14 protein-coding genes are annotated in these 19,720 nt (G+C 64.9%); 7 read left to right on the forward strand and 7 right to left on the reverse strand.

Annotation, left to right across the window (positions count from 1 at the left end; all coding sequences use genetic code 11):
• Positions 1 to 27: 27 nt before the first annotated feature.
• The 4 genes from NATPE_RS02900 to NATPE_RS02920 form a co-directional block, all read right to left on the reverse strand.
• Positions 28 to 1,521: a DUF7289 family protein gene (locus NATPE_RS02900; RefSeq protein WP_006180782.1), complete on the reverse strand. Its 1,494-nt coding sequence runs from the start codon at positions 1,519 to 1,521 to the stop codon at positions 28 to 30.
• A 141-nt stretch (positions 1,522 to 1,662) separates the two neighbouring features.
• A protein-coding gene (locus NATPE_RS20945) for an IS630 family transposase (RefSeq protein ID WP_086009782.1) occupies positions 1,663 to 2,663 on the reverse strand; the annotation gives its coding sequence in 2 pieces (ribosomal slippage) (positions 1,663 to 2,174 and positions 2,174 to 2,663; 1,002 coding nt in all).
• A 380-nt stretch (positions 2,664 to 3,043) separates the two neighbouring features.
• Positions 3,044 to 3,931 carry a homoserine kinase gene (locus NATPE_RS02915; protein WP_006180786.1) on the reverse strand — a complete coding sequence of 296 codons (888 nt, stop codon included), beginning with the start codon at positions 3,929 to 3,931 and terminating at the stop codon, positions 3,044 to 3,046.
• A gap of 112 nt (positions 3,932 to 4,043) precedes the next feature.
• On the reverse strand, positions 4,044 to 7,100 hold the full coding sequence (locus NATPE_RS02920; protein ID WP_006180787.1) for a methyl-accepting chemotaxis protein: 3,057 nt from the start codon (positions 7,098 to 7,100) through the stop codon (positions 4,044 to 4,046).
• Between the two features lie 357 nt (positions 7,101 to 7,457).
• Between NATPE_RS02920 and NATPE_RS02925 the strand changes: the two genes are divergently transcribed.
• From NATPE_RS02925 to NATPE_RS02935, 3 genes are all read left to right on the forward strand, one after another.
• On the forward strand, positions 7,458 to 8,711 hold the full coding sequence (locus NATPE_RS02925) for an ABC transporter substrate-binding protein (protein ID WP_006180788.1): 1,254 nt from the start codon (positions 7,458 to 7,460) through the stop codon (positions 8,709 to 8,711).
• 234 nt (positions 8,712 to 8,945) lie between these two features.
• Positions 8,946 to 10,283: an ABC transporter substrate-binding protein gene (locus tag NATPE_RS02930; RefSeq protein ID WP_015298728.1), complete on the forward strand. Its 1,338-nt coding sequence runs from the start codon at positions 8,946 to 8,948 to the stop codon at positions 10,281 to 10,283.
• Between the two features lie 229 nt (positions 10,284 to 10,512).
• Positions 10,513 to 11,853, forward strand: coding sequence for an ABC transporter substrate-binding protein (locus NATPE_RS02935; RefSeq protein ID WP_006180790.1), 1,341 nt, complete (start codon positions 10,513 to 10,515; stop codon positions 11,851 to 11,853).
• A 65-nt stretch (positions 11,854 to 11,918) separates the two neighbouring features.
• Here NATPE_RS02935 and NATPE_RS02940 read toward each other — a convergent pair whose 3' ends face one another.
• Both NATPE_RS02940 and NATPE_RS02945 read right to left on the reverse strand, forming a co-directional pair.
• Entirely contained in the window at positions 11,919 to 13,184 is a 1,266-nt protein-coding gene (locus NATPE_RS02940) for an MFS transporter (RefSeq protein WP_006180791.1), read from the reverse strand.
• Between the two features lie 99 nt (positions 13,185 to 13,283).
• Complete coding sequence (locus tag NATPE_RS02945) at positions 13,284 to 13,862, reverse strand: DUF6149 family protein (RefSeq protein WP_006180792.1); 579 nt, start codon at positions 13,860 to 13,862, stop codon at positions 13,284 to 13,286.
• 238 nt (positions 13,863 to 14,100) lie between these two features.
• Here NATPE_RS02945 and NATPE_RS02950 point away from each other — a divergent pair, with 238 nt between their 5' ends.
• The 4 genes from NATPE_RS02950 to NATPE_RS02965 all read left to right on the forward strand — a co-directional run bounded on the left by NATPE_RS02950 (position 14,101) and on the right by NATPE_RS02965 (position 17,248).
• A complete protein-coding gene (locus tag NATPE_RS02950) occupies positions 14,101 to 15,339 on the forward strand; it encodes an NAD(P)/FAD-dependent oxidoreductase (protein WP_006180793.1) in 1,239 nt (412 codons plus the stop codon).
• A 151-nt stretch (positions 15,340 to 15,490) separates the two neighbouring features.
• Complete coding sequence (locus tag NATPE_RS02955) at positions 15,491 to 15,739, forward strand: hypothetical protein (RefSeq protein ID WP_015298729.1); 249 nt, start codon at positions 15,491 to 15,493, stop codon at positions 15,737 to 15,739.
• A 74-nt stretch (positions 15,740 to 15,813) separates the two neighbouring features.
• On the forward strand, positions 15,814 to 16,224 hold the full coding sequence (locus NATPE_RS02960; RefSeq protein ID WP_006180795.1) for a DUF7124 domain-containing protein: 411 nt from the start codon (positions 15,814 to 15,816) through the stop codon (positions 16,222 to 16,224).
• Positions 16,225 to 16,711: 487 nt separating this feature from the next.
• Positions 16,712 to 17,248, forward strand: coding sequence for a DUF5815 family protein (locus NATPE_RS02965; protein WP_006180796.1), 537 nt, complete (start codon positions 16,712 to 16,714; stop codon positions 17,246 to 17,248).
• Here NATPE_RS02965 and NATPE_RS02970 read toward each other — a convergent pair.
• Positions 17,243 to 19,633 (reverse strand): hybrid sensor histidine kinase/response regulator, encoded by a 2,391-nt coding sequence (locus NATPE_RS02970; RefSeq protein WP_006180797.1) that lies wholly within the window; start codon positions 19,631 to 19,633, stop codon positions 17,243 to 17,245. The two genes, NATPE_RS02965 and NATPE_RS02970, sit on opposite strands and share 6 nt — an antisense overlap.
• Between the last annotated feature and the right edge of the window lie 87 nt (positions 19,634 to 19,720).

Raw genomic sequence — 19,720 nt, forward strand, 5'->3', positions numbered from 1 at the left:
CGGTTTCGTCGACCGCTCGTTTTTCGGTTACTCCTCGAGCGATACCTCGTAGGCGGTCACGCCGAGACGCCGGAGCCGCGGTCCAGTGACGGCGACTTCCGCGGCGTCGATCCGCTCGTCGTACGCGACTCCACCGGGTCTGACGTTGCCGACCGCGACGCGCTCGGCGACGATGCCGCCCCGGACCGTCGGGTTTCCCTGCAGCGAGACGCTCGAGTCCGGCGCGTAGACCAGTCCCGCGACCGTCGGGGTCCCTCTGGCGGTCGTGACATTTCCATCGTCGGAGACGAGCAACTGCGTTCGGCCCGGGTCGGAGTCGTTCCCGACGACGGCGTTTCCGCCGACGGAAACCGGCCCGTCCACGAGGAGAGTTAGGTCGTTCTCGCCCACGTGACGGAGATCGTCGCCCCGGACGTCGATCCCGTCCCGGACCACGACCTCGATCTCCCCGTCGGACGTATCGAACGTGTGCCCGTCCTCGAGCGTCTCGACGCAGTAGCGACCGCCCTCGAGGACGTCGTCGGACTCCTCGAACCCCGTTCGTTCACACGCCGCGACGCGGTCGGAGACGTAGCTATCGACCGACGGATAGTCGTAGTCCGTCCCGGAAACGCTCCCGTTGACCCGATCGTCGTCGACGCTGGCCGCGTCGACATCACCCTCGATCGGCGGCGCGTTTCGGTGGATGTCGACCTCGTGTGCGGCGATGGCGGTATCGATACCGCCGATGTCGGGCGGGTCGGTCAGTTCGAACCGAACGCGGTCGGTCCGTCCCGCCGAACACCGCTCGGTGACTCCGCCGGAGAACGTCGATTCGATCTCGCGCTGCCAGCCCTCGCAGTAGGCGCTCTCGACCTCGAGCCGTACGTCGCCGCTCTCTGCCCCGTCGTCGCCCCTGCCGACGCGTGTCGGCGGTCCCGTCCGGTTCACGACGCCGTCGATGGCGTTCCCGCGAGTCCGCGTCTCGCCGACCCGAACGACGGGGAACCACAGCGATCCGTCCCGGTACTCGAGCGGCGGCGCGGAGACGGCGACGGTCCCATCCCCGTCGGACCGCCACACGCCGCCACCCTGGGACGCGATCTCGGTGTCGCCGTTGGCGTACGTGACCGCTCCGAGCGGTTCGTCGTACAACACCTCGGTCCCCGAACCGTCCTCGCGGACGATCCGCAGGCGGCCGGCGTCCGCTCGCGTCTCGAGCGTTCCGCGATCGAGCCCCTCGATCGTCACCGGCACCCGATCACCGCCCGCTTCGGCCGCGGTCCGGGTTGCGTGCGTGAACTCGACCAGCGAGCGCTCGGCGTGTTCGATCTCGACGGCCGATTCGGATGCCTCGAGGCCGGAACCGCCGAACAACAGGACCGCGCCGGATCCGACGACGACGATACCGACGAGCAACACGTAGCCGAGCAGGTGTGTCTGTCCTCGACCCCGATCCGTCGGGACGCCGGACGACGTTTCGGCATCCCGCTCGATCCTCAGTGATCCCCCGCTCCGCGGCGCGTCGAACTCCCCCCGCATACGGGCATCGATTCCTGACAGTCACGGATAGTTATCAGTCGAGTTCCGATCCGTAATCGGCGGCCTACCAGGTGGTAGACGGTCGTTACGGCGGTTCGATTCGACGAACTGCCCGGAGCGGTCGACTACCTATAGTAGGCGTTAGAAATAATTGCTCACTTTTGGAACAGAGAGTTGGTCGAGAGCGGTGTCGATCGCCGTTGTTAACTCGTTGAGTGAGTCGAAGAATCGGTTGCTGAGTGCCTGTTGTAGCTGTCGCCAGCATTCTTCGACCGGGTTGAGCTCCGGCGAATACGCTGGCAGCGTCACGAAGGCGAGGTCGTCACGGGCCGCCAGGTCCGTGACGGCCGACGCCTGGAAGTACGGCGCACCATCCAGCACCACGAGCAAGTCATCCTCGAACTCTTCACATAATGCTAAGATGAAATGTTTCGCGTGGTCGGCGGTGACGTACTCTTCGAACCGGGAGAAGAAGCGATCACCGTCCTCGGTGATCGCGCCCAACAGACACGTCCAGTCGCGCTGTCCGGAGAGGTCGACGCTTGGGCGCGTGCCGCGCGGAAACCACGCGGCACGCGGCTCGACCTGGACGGATTTCTTGGTCTGATCGATACAGACTACGGTGGCGTCCATCTCCCGCCGCTTTTTTTGAACTCCTCGTGAAATTCTTCTTGCTCGTCTTCATCGGCTTCAGCGGCTGAACGGCGGGGTTTCTGATAGCTGAGCCCCGCTTCTTTCAGCAACCGCCGGCAACTCGGATAGGAGTACTCGACGCCGTAGGTTTCTTCGAGAAACTGCTGGACGAGCGCCGGCGTCCACGCCGGCGCGTCGTAGCCGACCTCGGTCGGTGGCTCGTGCACAGTCTGCTCGAACTCTTCTTGCTGTCTATCCGAGAGCTTTCGCTTTCTCCCGGTTCGCTTAGCATCAACCACAGCTTGCTCGAGCGGTTCGTCCGTATCCAGTCGCATCAGCCAGCTGTAGATGGTTCGACGGCCGGTACCGTACCACTCGGCAAGCTCAGTTTGCGTAACGCCGTTTTTGTACGCAATCGCAGCTAACAGCCGCTGTGTCGGTTTGTTCCCCTCGACGTTGTCGAGCGCGTCTTGGAGGTCTTCGACGGGGATCTCGTCGAGGTGATCCATTGCCTACGCGTACACACTCTGGGCTGAAAATTCTAACGACTACTATAGCACGCGATATGACGACGGCGAACAGGAACAGCAGGTACGTCACTAGCGTTCCGATCCCCGCCGAGAAGACGGCTGTCGGTGCGAACGCGACGCCGAGCCCGACGATACCGAACGACAGCGCGAGCGCCGCGAGCTGGACCGGCCTGCGTTCCCAGTACGCCCGGACCGTCCCGTAGTACTGGAACGCCACCAGCTCGAAACCGAGCGTCCCGACACAGCCGAGTACAAAACAGGATATCGAGAGCGGGGAGCCGACGTGAGCGAACGCGATCACGAACCCGGCCAGCGAGATCGACGCAAGTACCGCGTCGGTTCGGGTTCCCATCGCCGAGCTACGAGCCGTCCCGGTACAGCGTCGCCCCCTGGCTGACAGCCGTCTGGTAGGCCCGACTCTCGACGCCGGCGGCGTCGAAGGCGTCGACCATCGCCGAGGCGATCGCCCGCTGATTCTGCCGGTGACAGACCGCCAGAATCCCGGGGCCGGCTCCGCTGACGGTGACGCCGGTCGCGCCCGCCTCGAGGGCGGCCTCCCGAACCCGGTCGTAGCCGTCGATGAGTTTGGTGCGCTCGGGCGTGACGACCGTGTCGGCCATCCCCGTGCCGACGAGATCGGGATCGTTCCGGCTCATGCCGACGGCCAGCGTGGCGGCGTTGCCGACGGTATCGACGAGTTCGTCCATCGTCGCCGACTCGGGGACCACGCCGCGCGCATCGCGCGTGGAGACGGAGATATCGGGGAGGCAGACGACGACGGGGACCGAGGCGTCGACCTGCGTGACCCCGTCGTCGGTGACGACGGTAAACCCGCCCAGTAGCGAGGGTGCGACGTTGTCCGCGTGGGCCTCGCCGGAGACGAGCGCCTCGCCCTCGGCGGCGATCGGCACGAGTTCCTCCCGGGAGCGACCGCGGTCGTACAGGGCGTTCAGGGCGACGGCCGCGGCGGCCGCGCTCGCGGCCGACGACCCCAGCCCCGACGAGGGACGGACCCCCTTGTCGATTCGGATGCGAGCGGGGGCGTCGAGCGCCTTCGCAACCGCACCGACGGTGTTCTTCTCGGGGTCTTCCGGGATGTACTCGCTGCCGGCACCGGTGACCGAGATCGTCGTTTCCGGTGCGCGTTCGACCCGGACGACGTCGGCGGGCGTCCCGAGAGCGACGCCGAAGACGTCGAAGCCGCTCCCGAGGTTCGCACTCGTCGCGGGGGCCCGCACGGTGAGCATGCCGATTCCTTTCCAGACTGCAGTCAAAAAGGTAGCGAACGACGACGACAGCCGCGGCGGCTGCCATCGTCACCTCGAGCGGTTCCGGTCCGGAGCCGCCGATCGATCGTCGTTACTCGTCGTCGGTCGTGCCGAACGTGAAGACGTCGTCGTTGTCGTCGTCGGTTTCGCTGTCGGCAGCGTCTCCTTCGTCGGTATCGGCGTCGTCGACCGGCTCGAGCGGTTCGGCGGCCGCATCGTCGCTGTCGGCTTCCTCGTCGACTTCGAATCCGGGACTCTCGTCGGCCGCGGGTTCGCCCTCGGTCGCCGATTCCGTGTCGTCGGCCAGCGGGTCGTCCGGCTCACCGTCGTCGGCCAGCGGATCCGGTTCGTCGGCGTCGGCCAGCGGGTCGTCCGTCTCGCCGTCGTCCGCGAGCGGATCCGTTTCGGTGTCGCCGCCGAGCGGCTCGGCTGACTCGTCGTCGGCCAGCGGATCCACATCGTCGGTCGCGGTCGCTTCGTCGGCGTCCGTCAGCGGCTCCGCCGCCGCTTCGTCCTCGATGCCGAGAATCTCCTCGGCACCGATCTCCTCGGGGGTGTCGGCGTCCTCGAGCGCGGTCGCGGGCTCGGCGTCCGTTTCGTCGGCGCTCGATTGCGTCGCCTCGAGGGCGTCCCCGTCGTTGTCGTCGTCCGTCGGCTCGGCGTCGGCCGCGGGCGCGTCGTCGTCACCGATGCCGGGACTTGCCGCCGTCTCGGCGTCGTCGGCGTCGGTATCGAAGGTAATCCCCTGTTCCTGTTCGTCGGCCGCGTCGTCGACCGCGTACTCGGATTCGGTCTCGCCAAGTTCCGTATCGACGTCGAACGCCGACTCGAGTTCGACGTCCGCGAGGTCGATCTCGGTGTCGAATCGGTCGAGCGCTTCCGAGAGCTGCGAAGCCTGTTCGGAGAGACTCGAGGCGGACTTGGTGACCTCGGTCAGTGCAGTGGTCTGTTCCTCGGCGGCGGCAGCGACGTTTTCGGCCTCGGAGGTCGTCTCCTCGGAGATCGTGGCCGCGTCGTCGACCATCGCGACGACTTCCTGTGTGGAAGCCGCCTGCTCTTCGGTCGCCGCGGAGATCTCCTGGACACCGACGTTGGTCTCCTTGGCGAGGTCGGCGATCTCCTCGAGCGCGCTGACTGCCTCCTGGACCTGCCGGCTGGCGTTCTCGATGTCGCTACTCGTGCCCTCGACCTCGGCCGCGGACTGCTCGGTCCGATCGCGGATCGCCTCGAGGCGGTCCTCGGCCTCGTTGGCGGCCTCGGCGACGTCTTCCGAGAGTGCCTTGACTTCCTTGGCGACGACGGAGAACCCTTCATCGTCGCTGCTGCCGCCCGCGGAGCGGGAGGCCTCGATGTTGGCGTTCAGCGCCAGCATGTTGGTCTGGCGGGCGATCTCGGAAATGGTGTTGATCAGTTCGTCGATCTGCTGGACCTCCTCCTCGAGCCGGCGGATCTCGCTGACGGCCGACTCGGACTCGGTCTCGATCTCTTCCATGGCGGCGATCGCCTCTTGGGCGGCTTCCTGCCCTTCCTGTCCGGTGTTGACGGTCCGTTCGGCGATGTCGGCGACCTCGTTCGAGGAGGCGGCGATCTCCTCGGTCGTCGTCGAGAGGCCGCTCATCTCCTGGTTGACCGACTGTAGCGACTCGTTCTGTCGGTCCGCACCGTCGGAAATCTCCTGAATCGATTCGGTGACCTGCTGGGAGGCCGAGCGGACCTCCTCGCTCGAGGCGGTCACCTGTTCGGAGGCAGTCGCGACGTCGGTCGCGAACCGGTTGAGTTCGGCGATGGTCTGCTCGATCTCGTCGAGCATCTCGTTGAAGTCCTCGCCGATCTGTTGCATCTGCTCGTTGTCGCTGTCGGCGTCTGCCCGGGCGGTGAGATCGCCGTCGGCGGCGTCGCCCATGACCGCACAGTATTCGGCGGCCTTCTCCTCGAGGTGGTCGTTGATCTCTTTGACGCGTTCGCGCTCCTGTTCGGCCTCCTCGCGGGCGGCTTCGGCCTCGCGGATCTGTTCGCGAAGGGCGTCACGCATCGAGTCGAAGCCGTTGTAGAGCCGGCCGATGTTGTCGATCCGTTTCGTCTCGAGGTCGACGTCGAGGTTGCCCTCCTCCATCTGGCCGGCCTTGTCGGTCAGTCGGTCGATGGAGACGGCGGTGTTCCGGCCGAGGACGGCACCCACCATGCCGATCATGAGGACGCCGAGGATCGTCGCGTAGATCCCGTACTGGTTGACCGCGTTGACGAACCCGAAGGCCTGATCGGCGGGCTCGTGGGTCACGACGACCCAGTCGGTGCCGAACACGCGTGCGGAACTCGTGACGTACTCGTCGTAGCCGTCCGATCCGAACCCGTAGGCGTCGTTATCGAAGGTGAGTGTGGAACTATCGATCTGCTGGGTCGTCGCACCCTCGGTCCGTGCGGACTCTAACAGGCTACCGTTGCCGGCGTAGGCGGTCCCCAGCGTCGAGTGGTTGCCGCCGTAGCCGGCGTTGTCGAGCATGATCTCGTCGTCACCGTCGACAACCATCGTCGTGACCCCCTCGTCGTCTTGGAGCTGGTTCGCGTAGGCCTCGAGGTCGGCGGTGTAGACGATCGCTCGATCCTCGGTTTCGGGCGAGTACTGGACGTACGTGATCACCGTCGTCTCCTCGCCGAGGTCGCCCTCAGCGAGGTAGGCGTCGGAGACCCACGGAACGTTCGTGGTCGCCTCCTCGTAGGCGCTCGCGTCGACGTTGTCCATCTCGGTTGCGGTCGTCCCACGAAGCTCCGCGTTGGTGCTTGCCGTGACCGTGTCGTTGCTGGTATCGACGTAGGAGATGTCGAACGTGTCGGCGTCTAGGTGTTCCTCCCAGTCGAGGAACCGCTGTTGGATCGCGTCCGTATCGTCAGTTGCGACGACGTCCGATCTGGCGATCGTACTGATCGTGTGTTCGTTCTGCTCGTTCCACATCTGCAGGCTCTGTGCTTCCTGTCCCGCTGCAGACGCGTGGTCGTTCTGCACCCGATCCTCCACCTGGTTGGTAATTGCCCCCGTTGCAGCGTATCCGATGAGACCGACGGAGAGTCCGAGAATCAACAGCGCGATTCCGAACTTGACGGCGTACCGCCGTCGGATAGCTGTCGGCACCAGTCGTCGAGCGAAATCCATGGATAGATCACGCGTGATTTCGTCGGTACATAAATTGTCAGGCGTGGTTATCGAAGCTGATAATGGCGTCGTTTCTCCACATCGTCATACGCATAGTCGAAATCCTCTCCCTTGTCCAATTCTTCTGGCCCAATATAGTAAAATAAAGTGTTTCGAACCGTATCGGTGGCTGGAACGAATGTCTCTCCTGCCGCTCTCGACGAGTCACAATGCTATACTTTCGAGATCGGTAGCTTCGCAAACGTTAAGAAACGGAGGTCGAAACGACCGTTCAATATGGCTGAAGATAGCTGCGGCCGTCGGAACGGCGGGCGCGCTCCAACCGATACGCCAGCACGTGGGCCGAACCGCCGCCGCGTGCTGAAAACGACGGCCGGCGGTGTCGCCGGACTCTCGCTTGCGGGCTGTCTCGAGACTGCCGGATCGATCGTCGGCGATGAGGAGGTCGAGCCGGTTCGGATCGGCGTGCTGGCACCCGACCCGGATAGCAATCCGACGGGGCAATCGATCGTTTCCGGTGCTGCGATCGCCCGTGCGCAACTCAACGACAACGGAGGCATCGACGGGCGGGATGTCGAACTGGTCCTCGGTGATACGAACGGAAGTCCGCTCGAGGCGCGCCGCCAGTACCAGCGACTGATCCTCGAGGAGAAGGTAGACGCGACTATCGGTATTGCCACGACCGAGGTGCTGATGGCGTTGATGGACGATATCGCCGAGCAAAAGGTTCCGCATCTCACAGTCGGTTCTGCGACGTCGGGGGCGAGTCAGTTGGTCAACGAGCAATACGAGGAGTACAAGTATCACTTCCGTGCCGGCCCGATCAACGACGTCAACCTCGCCGAAACCCAGATCGACTTCCTCGACGATATGGGGGCCGAAATCGGGTGGGACTCCGTTGCGATTCTCGTGGAGGACTACGACTGGACTGAGAGGCTGTGGCGGGTGTACCGAAACCGACTCGGTGACGTAGACGTCGACGTGGCGATGCAACAACGATACCCGCCGGCAACTGAGGACTTCTCAGGCATCTACGACGAAGTCGAGCGGTCCGGTGCCGACGCAGCGATCGTTTCGGCAGCCCACACCGGAACCCAGGCCGTCATGGATTGGGGACCGGCGGAGCGGCCGTTTGCCTTCGGCGGGATTCACGTGCCGATGCAACTGTCTTCGTACTACGAGAAGGTCAATGGTGCGTGCCGTTACGCGGCCGGCTACGCCTTCGCGACACCGACCGCTGAAACCACCGACAAGACCCAGCCGTTCGTTCAGGAATATCAGAACAGAAACGGAGGGGACGCTCCCGTTTACACCGGCTATATTGCGTTCGACGCGATCAAACTCTTCGCCGATGCGGCCGAACGGGCCGGTACGTTCGATTCCGACGAACTGGTTGGTGCGCTCGAATCGACCTCCTTTACCGGAACGACCGGAACGATCGAGTTCCACGATGCGGACCACGAACACGCCCACGACGTCATCTACGGGGAGGACAACGTCCATCCGCTGTACTTCCAGTGGCGGGAAAACGACGACGGCGAGGGCGTTCAGCGGACGATCTGGCCCGACACCTACTCGACGACCGACTACGTCGAACCCGACTGGTTCTGAGGGGAATTCGGCAGGCAACTGCCTATCGCTCTCTCGCGACTGCCGGCGGTGACCCAGCCACCAGACGTGGTGATTGCCGACTGCAGTCCTCGTTTCATCCCTGAGCAGTGACTGCGCGGCGACGGTGGCGGCTGATACGAGCCACTCGCCAAGTAGCACATTACATAATATTTTCAATATGTTGATTGTAATATTCGAAAACACTAAGAAACAGAGGTTGAAACGATCGTCAGGATGAATGCGTACAAGGGACGTGGTGGGGAATCGAACGACCGAACGACGTCTCGTTCTCCGAGGGTCGACCGCCGACGGTTCTTGAGGGCGACGGGCGGGATCGCCGCTGGTGCATCGCTTGCGGGCTGTCTCGGGACGTATGGCTCGATCGTCGGAAACGACGAGGCCGAGCCGGTTCGGATCGGCGTGCTGGCACCGGATCCGGACAGCGATTCGACCGGCCGCTCGATCGTGCAGGGCGCTCGGATCGCCGTCGACGAACTCAACGAGAACGACGGGATCAATGGCCGAGACGTCGAGATGGTCGTCGGCGACACGAACGCGAGTCCGACGGAAGGTCGTCGCCAGTACCAGCGGCTCATCCTCGAGGAGGACGTCGACGTCACCGTCGGCATCTCGACGACCGAGGTCCTCGAGCCGCTGATGGACGAGATCGCCGAACAGGAGACGATTCATCTCACGGCCGGCTCCGCGACGACGACGGCCAGCGAGAACGTCGGCTCGGACTACGACAAGTACAAGTACCACTTCCGAGTCGGGCCGATCAACGGGACCAACCTCGCACAGGCACAGATCGACTTCCTGACCGAGAAAAGCGAGAGCATGGGCTGGGACTCCATCGCCGTTCTCGCGGAAGACTACGACTGGACCGACGGCCTGTGGGCGTTCTACCAGAGCCAGTTCCCGGACACCGACATCGACGTCGCCACGTGGGAGCGGTATCCGCCGGCGACCGAGGACTTCTCCGACATCTACGATGACGTCGAGGCGTCGGGGGCGGACGCGGCGTTCATCTCGACGGCCCACACCGGTACTGCGGCCTTGCAGGACTGGCGACCGGCCGAACGTGAGTTCGCGTTCGGCGGTATCCACGTTCCGATGCAACTCCCCTCGTACTACGAGGAGACCAATGGGGCCTGTGAGTACGCCGTCGGCTACGCCAGTGCAGTGTCCACCGCGGAGATCACGTCCAAAACGCAGGATTTCGTCTCCACGTACCAGTCCAAACACGGCGGGACGAGTCCGGTCTACACCGGCTACATCGCGTACGACGCGGTCAAGGTGTTCGCGGATGCGGCCACGCGCGGCGAGACCGTCGCGTCGAAGGATCTGGTCGGGCCGCTCGAGGAAACCTCGTTTACCGGTACCACCGGCACCATCGAGTTCCACGGCCAGGACGACCCACACCCCCACGACGTCATTTACGGCGAGGGCAACGTCCATCCCGTCTACTTCCAGTGGCAGGAGACCGACGACGGCGAGGGCGAGCAGACGGTCATCTGGCCCGACGAACACGCGGCCGACGGCGACGAGTACGAACAGCCGGACTGGTTGTAACCCGCTCGAGTTCTCCCGTTTGCCGCCGTTTCGGCGCTGGTTTCATCCGATAGCGGTCGGTCCTCACGACGACTGCCGTCGTTTCCACCAGTCTCGACGAGTAGCGACGGCCCGGTGGTGCGGCCCGGCACGAGCTGCTATGCGTCTCGACACGTGTCATTCAATAAGTAATATTCTGATTGTAACTATGCGAAAACACTAAGAAACCCAAGGAGAAACGGTTGTCAAGATGAATGGGAGCAAGGGACACGGTACCGAATCGAACGACCACTCGACGTCGCGTTCTCGGGCACTCGACCGCCGACGGCTCTTGAGAGCGACGGGTGGAGTTGCCGCCGGCGCATCGCTTGCGGGCTGTCTCGGCACGTACGAATCGATCGTCGGCGGAAGCGCTACCGAGGGACCGGTCAGGATTGGATTGCTCGCACCCGATCCGGACAGCGATCAGATCGGCCGGTCGATGGAACGCGGGGCAACGGTGGCGGTCGACGAACTCAATGACAACGACGGGATCGATGGGCGAGACGTCGAACTGGTCGTCGGCGATACGAACGGGAGTCCATCCGAGGCCCGGCGACAGTACCAGCGGCTCATCCTCGAGGAGGGCGTGGACGTAACGATCGGCGTCTTCGCCAGCGAGGCGCTGATGAACATCATCGAAGACATCGCCGAACAGGAGACGGTTCATCTCACCTCCGGTGCGGCGACGACGGCGGTAAGCCAGCGCATCAGCGAGCAGTACGAGAAGTACAAGTATCATTTCCGGGTTGGGCCGAACAACAACCACGACCTCGGCCAGATGCAGGTCGACTTCCTGACCGACAAGGCCGACGATATCGGCTGGAACTCCGTCGCCGTCCTCGTCGAGGACTACGACTGGACCGAGGAGCCGTGGAAGGTCTATCAGAACCAGCTCCCGGACGCGGGCGTCGACGTCGTCATGGAAGAGCAGTATCCGCCCGCGACGGAGGACTTCACGGCGATCTACGACGAGGTCGAGGCTGCCGGGGCGGACGCGGCGTTCATTACGACGGCTCATACCGGAACCGACGCACTTCTGGATTGGGTCACGCCCCAACCGCGCCCGTTCGCGTTCGGCGGCATCCACGTGCCGATGCAGCTCCCCTCGTACTACGAGGCGACGAACGAGGCCTGTCGGTTCGGGGTCGGTCAAAGCAGCGCAACGGCACAGAGTACGCGAACCGACAAGACACAGCCGTTCGTGAACGCGTATCAGGACACCTACAACGGCTCGAGCCCGGTGTACACCGGCTATCACACGTACGACGCGGTCGCCCTGTTCGCCGACGCCGTCGAGAATACGGGGACGTTCGACGCCGACGAACTTGTCTCGTATATCGAAGAGGTTTCGTTTACCGGCAGCGCCGGGACGGTCGAGTTCTACGGTCAGGATCACGAGCATACGCACGATCTCCGGTACAACAGCTCCGATCCGGATCCGGTCTACTTCCAGTGGCAGGAAACCGAGGACGGCGAGGGATCACAGGAGATCATCTGGCCGGAGGACCGAGCGACGGCGGAGTACCAGACACCAACCTGGCTCGCGTAAGCTTCCGCTCGAGCGAGCGGCGGCGACCGCGTTTCTCTTCTCGCCGCGTGGGCGCCCAGTGTCGGCTACTCCTTCGCCCCGGCGGGGCGTTCGGCCCCGGTGAATCGACCGAGACCGGCGAGCAACGCCACCGAGAGGCCGGCCCCGGCGAGGGCGAAGGTCGCGATCACGCCGAAAAACGCCGCCAGCGAGGCCTCGCCGAGGACGAACCCGCCGACGGCGATGCTCGCAGCGCCGATCCCGAACTCCCCGAGGTAGGTATAGCCGTAGGAGAGCCCGCGGGTGTCCGGCGGCGTGTACACCGCGACGGCGTTCTGGTAGAACGGCTGGATCGCAAAGAGAAAGAACCCGAACGCGCCACAGAGCGCGGCGACGGGGAGCAGTCCCAGTCCGGTCACGGGAACGAACGCCAGCGCCAGCGCCGCGAGGACGCCGAAAATCGCCAGCAGACCGCGGGCCGGCTCGAGCCGATCGGTCAGTTTCCCGCCGGCGTACTGGCCGCCCATCCCGACGACCAACAGGCCGACGTAGATGTAGTCCGCGGGCTCGATCCCCTCGAGGCCGGCGGGGACGACCAGTCCCTCGATGGCCGGCAACCCGTGGAGAATCTCCGGGAGGTAGGTGAGCATCCCACGGTAGTACAGCCCCTCGACGGCGACGATGGCGAAGATCAATGCGAAGGCGCTGGCGAACAGCGCCCGCGAGTCCGCGAAAAATTCCGACAGCGACAGCGCGTCGTCGGGGCCGGCATCGACGTCGTCGGCGACGGCCGCGGTGGGGTCGAACTCCGCACTGAGCCCGTACAGGACCGCGAGGACGCCCGGCACGGCGAGCAAGGCGGCGACGAGTTGCCACTCGAGGACGATCAGCAGGGTCGCGGCGACGAAGGGGCCGAGCGCGATGCCGGTGTTGCCCGCGATGCCGTGCCAGGCGAAGACGGTGCCCCGTTCCTCGACGCCGGTGCTGATCAGCGCGAGGCCGGCGGGGTGATAGACGCTGGCGGCGACGCCCCACAGGACGAGGCCGACGGCGATCGCGTAGATCGACGTCGCCAGCGAGAGGACGAGGAAGGCGGCGCTCATCCCGGCCAGACAGGCGACGATGAGCCGCTTCGTGCCGTATCGGTCCGCGAGGACGCCGCCGGGCAACGCGCCGATCCCGAAGGGGGCATAGCCAAGCGCGACGACGATTCCGAACAGGCTCACGCCCGCGTCGAACTCGGTCAGCCAGACGACCAGAAAGATCGGAATCGAGGTTTCGAACCAGTGAACCAGCGCGTGGCCGGCCATCGTAAACGCCGCGATCGATCGGTCGTTGCCCTCGAGTGCCATGATAGCCGTTGCCCGAACCGGAACGCTCCGGCTACTTAGCCGTGTGGGAACCGGCTGCCGCCGACCGGGAGAAGCACACGAACAGCGTCGATGCCTCTCTCAGTCCTCGTCCGTGACGACCTGCGAGACGTCGACGTCCTCGGGCTCGTCCTGCCCGCCGATGATCAGCTCGCCGTCGTCGGTCTCGACGTAGACGTCGTCGGCGAACCCGCCCTCGGCGTGTGGGTGATCGGGATCGTCGAGCCGTTCGGGGGTCGACGGTGCCTCGGGCAGTCCCTCCGGCGGGGCGAACTGGCCCAGCGGCTCGTCGATGGTCACGTCCCAGCGCTCGAAGAACTCGCCGTAGCGGTCGTAGTGGGCCTCGAGTTCGTCGGCCGGAAACTCCATCATCTCGGTCCAGCCGTGGTTGTAGAAGTCGAAGTTGGCCTGGATATGGGTGATCTCGCGGGCCTCGGCTTCGGAGTACCCCTCCTGGAGCGCCCGTAGGTAGGCATCCATCGTCGCGTCGAAGAGGCCGTCGAGGTGGGCTTTCCGTTCCTCGGCGCGGGCCGGGTCGGCCTTCCCGGTGAAGATCTTGGTGTGGAGCCGAACCAGCCCCGAGTTGGCGACCGAGCGGATCCCGGGCGTCTCGAGGGCCTTGCGATAGGCGAAGTGTTTCGCGTTCTGTCGCAGTTTCATGCCCGACGGTTGGGGGGATATCCTAAAGAACGGTTCGGACAACACTGTTAGGGTCCGCGATCGTCGGCGATGCCAGCAATCGTTGCATGCTCGAGAAATGGTGCCGGAACGCTCGAGATCAGTAAACTCTGGTGAATATATTCGGCGTTCAGTTTACGCTCGTAGTGTCAGACACTGTCGTCCGGCAAAATAGACGAGATAGCAACCCACTTTAACCCGGATTACGAACCATCGGGATATGACTCAGTACGTCATCATCGGTGACGGGATCTCGGGCAGTTCGGCCGCCGAGACCCTCCGGGAAGAGGACCCGGACGCGAAGATTACCGTCATCACCGATGAGGGGGAGCCACTGTATAACCGGATTCTCATCAAGGAACACGCGAAGGGCAAACTCCCCGAAGCCCCGATCTCGATCCACGACGAGGACTGGTACGAGGACCGCGACATCGACCTCTCGCTCAATACCCACGTCACGAGCGTCGACACGGAGGGGAAGGTCGTCCACACTCACGACAGCGGGGAGATCCCCTACGACAAGCTGCTCGTGGCGACCGGCGGAACGCCGACCCAACTGCCCGTCGAGAACAGCGACGCCGACGGAATCCATCACTTCTGGACCTTCGAGGACGCTCGCGGCATCCGCAACCACGCCGACGAGGCCGACAGGGGCGTCATCGTCGGTGCGGGCCTGCTCGGGATCGACTTCGCCGCGGTCTGTGGCGCACAGGGGATCGAGGCCGACTACCTGATGCGGGGCGACCGCTGGTGGCGCTACGCCCTCTCGGCCGAGGGTGCCGAGATCATGCACGAGGGCATGCGCGACGTCGGCGTCGAACCGGTCTTCGACAGCGGCGTCGACCGCTTCGAGGTCGACGACGACGGCCGCGTCACCGCCGCGGTCGACCCCAACGGCGACCGCTACGAGTGTGACTTCGCCGGCGTCGCTATCGGCCTGTCGTTCAACACCGAATTCCTCCGTGGAGCCGGCATCGAGCAGGACAACGGGATCGTCGTCGACGAGTACATGCAGACCAACGTCGACGACGTCTATGCGGCCGGCGACCTCACGCAGTTCCACGACGTCCTGCTGGGCGAGCAGGCCCAGAACGGCTCGTGGGGCTCGGCCAAGGAACAGGGCCGGGTCGCCGCCATCAACATGGCCGCCGACGCCGAGGAAGAGGGCTTCCAGTGGGTTTCGTCGTACTCCATTACGCACTTCGACTTCCCGTTCCTCTCCTTCGGTCATCCGACACGCGGCGACGAACACGCCGAGCGCAAATACAGCGACACCGAGTGGCGACGCATCGCCTTCAAGGACGGCAAGATCGTCGGCGGCGTCCTCATCGGTGACCTCTCGCCCCAGAGCAAGTTCAAACAGCTGATGCGCGAACAGCGCGTCGTCGCTGATCAGGCCGAGGTCCTCTTAGAGCAGTCCGTCGACCTCGACGAACTCGCCCCCACGCAGGAGCAGTAGCGGCCACCTCCGTTTTCCGATCCGTTCGCGGCGCTTTTCGACGAATCGAACCGAGAGACCGGCGTCTCCGCGACGACGAACTGTTCTCCCGTCTCGCCGCCGCCACTGCCGGAAGCGGAACGCTTAACACAGACGAGTACATTTGGTAACAATGAACATGGCGACCAGTGAACTCCAGTCCCGATCAGTACGTCCCGAGTCCGCTGCTGTGCGACTCGAGCGAGTCCCGTCCGTGCCGGCGGACGCGACAGTCCGTCACGTCGATCAGTTCGAGACGGAGACGCTGGACGCCATCTATCGCGCCGTCACCGAGGACCGCCCCGTTTCGGCCGCCGAGACCGACCTCGAGCCGGGTGAGGTACTCGTCTTTACGGACTACTACCGCGTCGAACGGGTCTGAGCCACCGGGGCTCCGCCTCCCGCACCGTGGGTGGTATCGAAGTCGTTTTCCCGTGTGCGCGCTTTCGATGACGCATGAACGGCGACAGCGACATGACACTGGCGTTCGAACTCGAGGCGCTCAAGGAACTCGCCTCGCCCGAGCGCGTGTTCGAAGACGCCAGAGGGTGGACCGAGTACATCGGCGTCGTTTCCGAGAAACCGACCTACGTCGTCACGAACTTCACCCGGAAGAACCGCATCCGACAGGACTTCTTCTCCGGACCCCGGGGCAAAGCCGAGAGCCTTGAGGGCGTCAAAGACCAGTTCGACACCGGACGCTACGTCTACGTCGGGGCCAGCGAGGAGGACGAGCAATTGGCCGAGGAGGTCGACTGGGAGTATCTGGCGGTCGAGGACGCTGCGGAGGCGGCCGACTGGATCATCGCCTCGAGCGCCGACGACGAGGACGACGACGCCGAAGAGGTCCGCGACGACTGGCCCTAGTGACGGGTCGGATCGCCTGGTTACCCGTTTTCGACACAGTACAGCATACGATTAGACGGTGATCCGCGGTGGCGCGTACTGGCGGCCGACTGAGCGCTAGCGAAGGCGGCCGGTGACACTGCGCGAGGGATAAGTGAGCGACTTACGGAAGCGAACGAATCGGCTGGGGTGGGTGTGGCTCTCAGTATTGCCACGATAGCAGGACGCTGTCTTTTCTGATCAGCCAGTGTCATTTACGCACAAATGGCTCTTTCTACTATAGTCCACGAAAGCGATACGCCCTGCTATCGTGGCAACAGGGAATTTCCTCGTCCTCCCCAGCCGATTCGCTCACTGCGTTCGCTCATCCCTCGCGCAGTGTCGTTGCCTGCTCTCGCTTTTGCTCGAGCAGCCGACAGCGCGCGCCACGGCGATCGGCGTCCGGGAAGCGCGAACGCATCGGTCCCGAGTCGTCGCCCTTAAGCCCGCTCCGGCCGAACGACGGGCAATGGCAGGCCCCGGCGCTGCGGGTGCGGACGGCGGCGATCGGCTCGAGTTACCCTGCGGGACCCACCTCGACCCCCACGAGATCGACCTGGGGATGCGCGAGTACGACTGTCCCTGCGGTGACAGCCACGCGGTCGTCACGGACGTCCACCCGCCCTCTCGGTTCGTTCCCGAATCGCTGGTGACGGTCCTGCGGGAGACGATCGACACCGACGACGAGTTCGAGGAGTTCGGCACCCCCCACCTGCTGGGGGTCGTCCTGGAGGAGTTCCCCGAGGCGGTCGTCGTCCACGACGCCAGCGACGACGGTGCGGTCGGCTACACGCTCGTCTGGGTCACCGACTTCGACGCCCGCCGGCTCCACGAGGTCGTCGTCGAACTCGTCGTCGAACTCATGGAACACGCGATCAGCCACGCCGACGACGACGCCGCAGTCTCCGAGTTCGAGTCCCAGATGCTCGAGTTCGACGTCGAGGCCTTCGTCGAGCAGTACCGGCGGGAACGGGAGTTCGAGAGCGAACACGACCGCGCGTTATAGATCGGCCATGTCTCCGTCCTCGAACGAGACCGCCAGTCGGAGCCCGCCTGCCGCGCTTTCCTCGACCGTAATTGACCAGCCGTGGGCCTCGATCGCCTCGGAGACGATCGCCAGCCCGAAGCCGGTCCCGTCCGGATCGGTGCTGTAGCCGGACTCGAGGATGTCCGTCCGTTCGGCTGGCGGGACGCCGGGACCGTCGTCGGCGATCGCGAACCCGTCGGCAGTCCGCTCGACCGTGACCGTCACATCCTCGCCGACGTGTTCGCGGGCGTTGCGGAAGGCGTTCTCGAAGCAGACGAGCAGCCGCTCCGGATCGGCCTCGACCGTCGGTAGCGAGTCCTCGTGGACGAGGTCGAGGTCGGGATCGACGGTCCGGTGTGCCCGCTCGACGATCTCGTCGAGATCGACCGCGTCCGTCTTGGTTAGGCGCTGGCCGCTTCGAGCCAGTGTGAGAACGTTCTCGATGAGCGTGTTCATCCGTTCGAGCGCCCAGTCGATCTCCTCGCGGTAGCGTTCGCCCTCGCTATCGACGTGGGCCTCGAGGTTCTCGAGGTGGCCCGCCGCGAGGGTCAGCGGGTTCCGCAGGTCGTGGGAGACGGTGCTGGCGAAGGCGTCCAGGCGATCGTTCTGGCGCTCGAGTTCGGCCGTCCGCGCGGCGAGTTCGGCCTCGCGACGGGCCCGCTCGAGTGCGGCCTCGACGTTGGCCGCGAGGATGCGCGCGAGGGTGACCGTCTCGGCGTCGAAATCGTTGGGCGTCGTCGAACCGGCGATGAAGATCCCCGCGTCGCCCAGCGGGATGTGGATCTCGCTCCGCATCGACGTCTCGGGGTTGCGAACGTTATCGGCACGGCGGACGTCGCCGTGGACGAGCGTTTCCCCGGCCGTGAAGGCGTCCCAGGCGATGCTGTCGGGGCCGAGTGCCGGTACCGTCCCGAGGAGGGCTTCCGTCTCGTCGGTCGCCGCGGCCGGGACGAGAACGCCGTGTTCGTCCCGTGATTCGGTGGTGGAATCGGTCCCCGCGGTCGCGTCGCATGCCGGCGCGGAACGGACGACCGGCTCCTCTTCGTACAGGTAGACGGAGTTGAGTTCGAGCGACAGCGCGTCGCGGGCGATTTCGGTCGCGACGCGAGCGACCTCGTCGGTGCGTTCGGCCGCCATCAGGCGACGGGTGCCCTCGTGGAGGCGCTGGATGCGTCGCTCGCGTTCCTTGCGATCGCTGATGTCGCGGATCACGCCGACGCTGCCGGTGAACGTCCCGCCTTCGTCGACCAGCGGCGCGACGTTGTTCTCGACGAGCAACGGGTCGCCGTCGACGGGCTCGAACTGCATCTCGTAGGTCTCCCACGTCCGATCCTCGTCGGCAAGGATCTCACGGAGGGTCGCCGTCGCCCGTTCGACGTCCTCGTCGGTCATGTAATCGCTCGGGTGATCCCCGACGAGGTCCGAACGCGTCGTTCCGAGGACGGCCGCCATCGCTTCGTTGACCATCTCGATCCGCCCGTCCGCGTCGAGGACGAACATCGGATCGCCGACGGTGTCGACGAGCGTCCGATACCGCTCGAGGTCACGCTCCCGGCGCTTCTGTGCGGCGATGTCGGTGTAGATCGCGTACTCGTGGATCTCGTCGCCGAGATCGACCGCGAACACGCGAAGCAGGAACTCCCGGGGGCCCTCCGCGGTCACCCGCTCGTCGATGGTGGTCACGCTCCCGCCCGGGCCGCTTTCCCCGTAGGCGTCGACCGACTCCGAGCCGTCGGGGACGAGCCGATCCTCGACCGACGTTCCGACGAGCGTCTCCCGGTCGTAGCCGAACATCTCCTCGAACGCCGGATTGACATCGAGAATTCGATTGCCGTCGTCACGAACCGTCAACACGACCGGATCGGGGATGTTCTCGAACAGCGAGCGAAACCGGTCCCGCTCGGTTTCGACGGCACCGTCCGACCGGGGATCGGTCGGCGTCTCGTCGCGTTCCGCCTCCTCGACGGCCCGTCGGATCTGTGCGAGCAATCGCTCGAGCGAATCCTCGTGACCTCTCGGAACGTAGCCGGCCAGTCCGGCCCCGATGGCGTCGCTCGCGAGCAGTTCGTCGCCGTCGCCGGTGTAGAGGACGAACGGCACGGGTGGCTCCTCGCCGGCCGCGACCTGGTCGTACAGCGTCATCGCGCTCGTCTCGCCGAGGTCGCGTTCGGTGACGACACAGGTGCGCTCGGACGCCCCCGCGAGCGCGTCGCGGAGCGCGGTCGGCGTCGCAACGGGGACGACCGTGAGTGTGTTCGCTGCCGACTCGAGGGCGTCGACCGTCCGTCGTCGGCGTCCGGGGGATGGATCGGCGTAGATAACGGTCGTCGGTCGAGAGAACTGATCCGAGCCGGGCCTAACCATCTGATTGCTCCGAAGCAAGGAAACGGGCCGTGATAAGAAATTCGGCCGACATATGTGGTCATAACCGCCGATAACGGGAACGGTGCC

The organism is Natrinema pellirubrum DSM 15624, assembly GCF_000230735.2.
In the GTDB taxonomy this organism is placed as follows: Archaea; Halobacteriota; Halobacteria; order Halobacteriales; family Natrialbaceae; genus Natrinema; species Natrinema pellirubrum.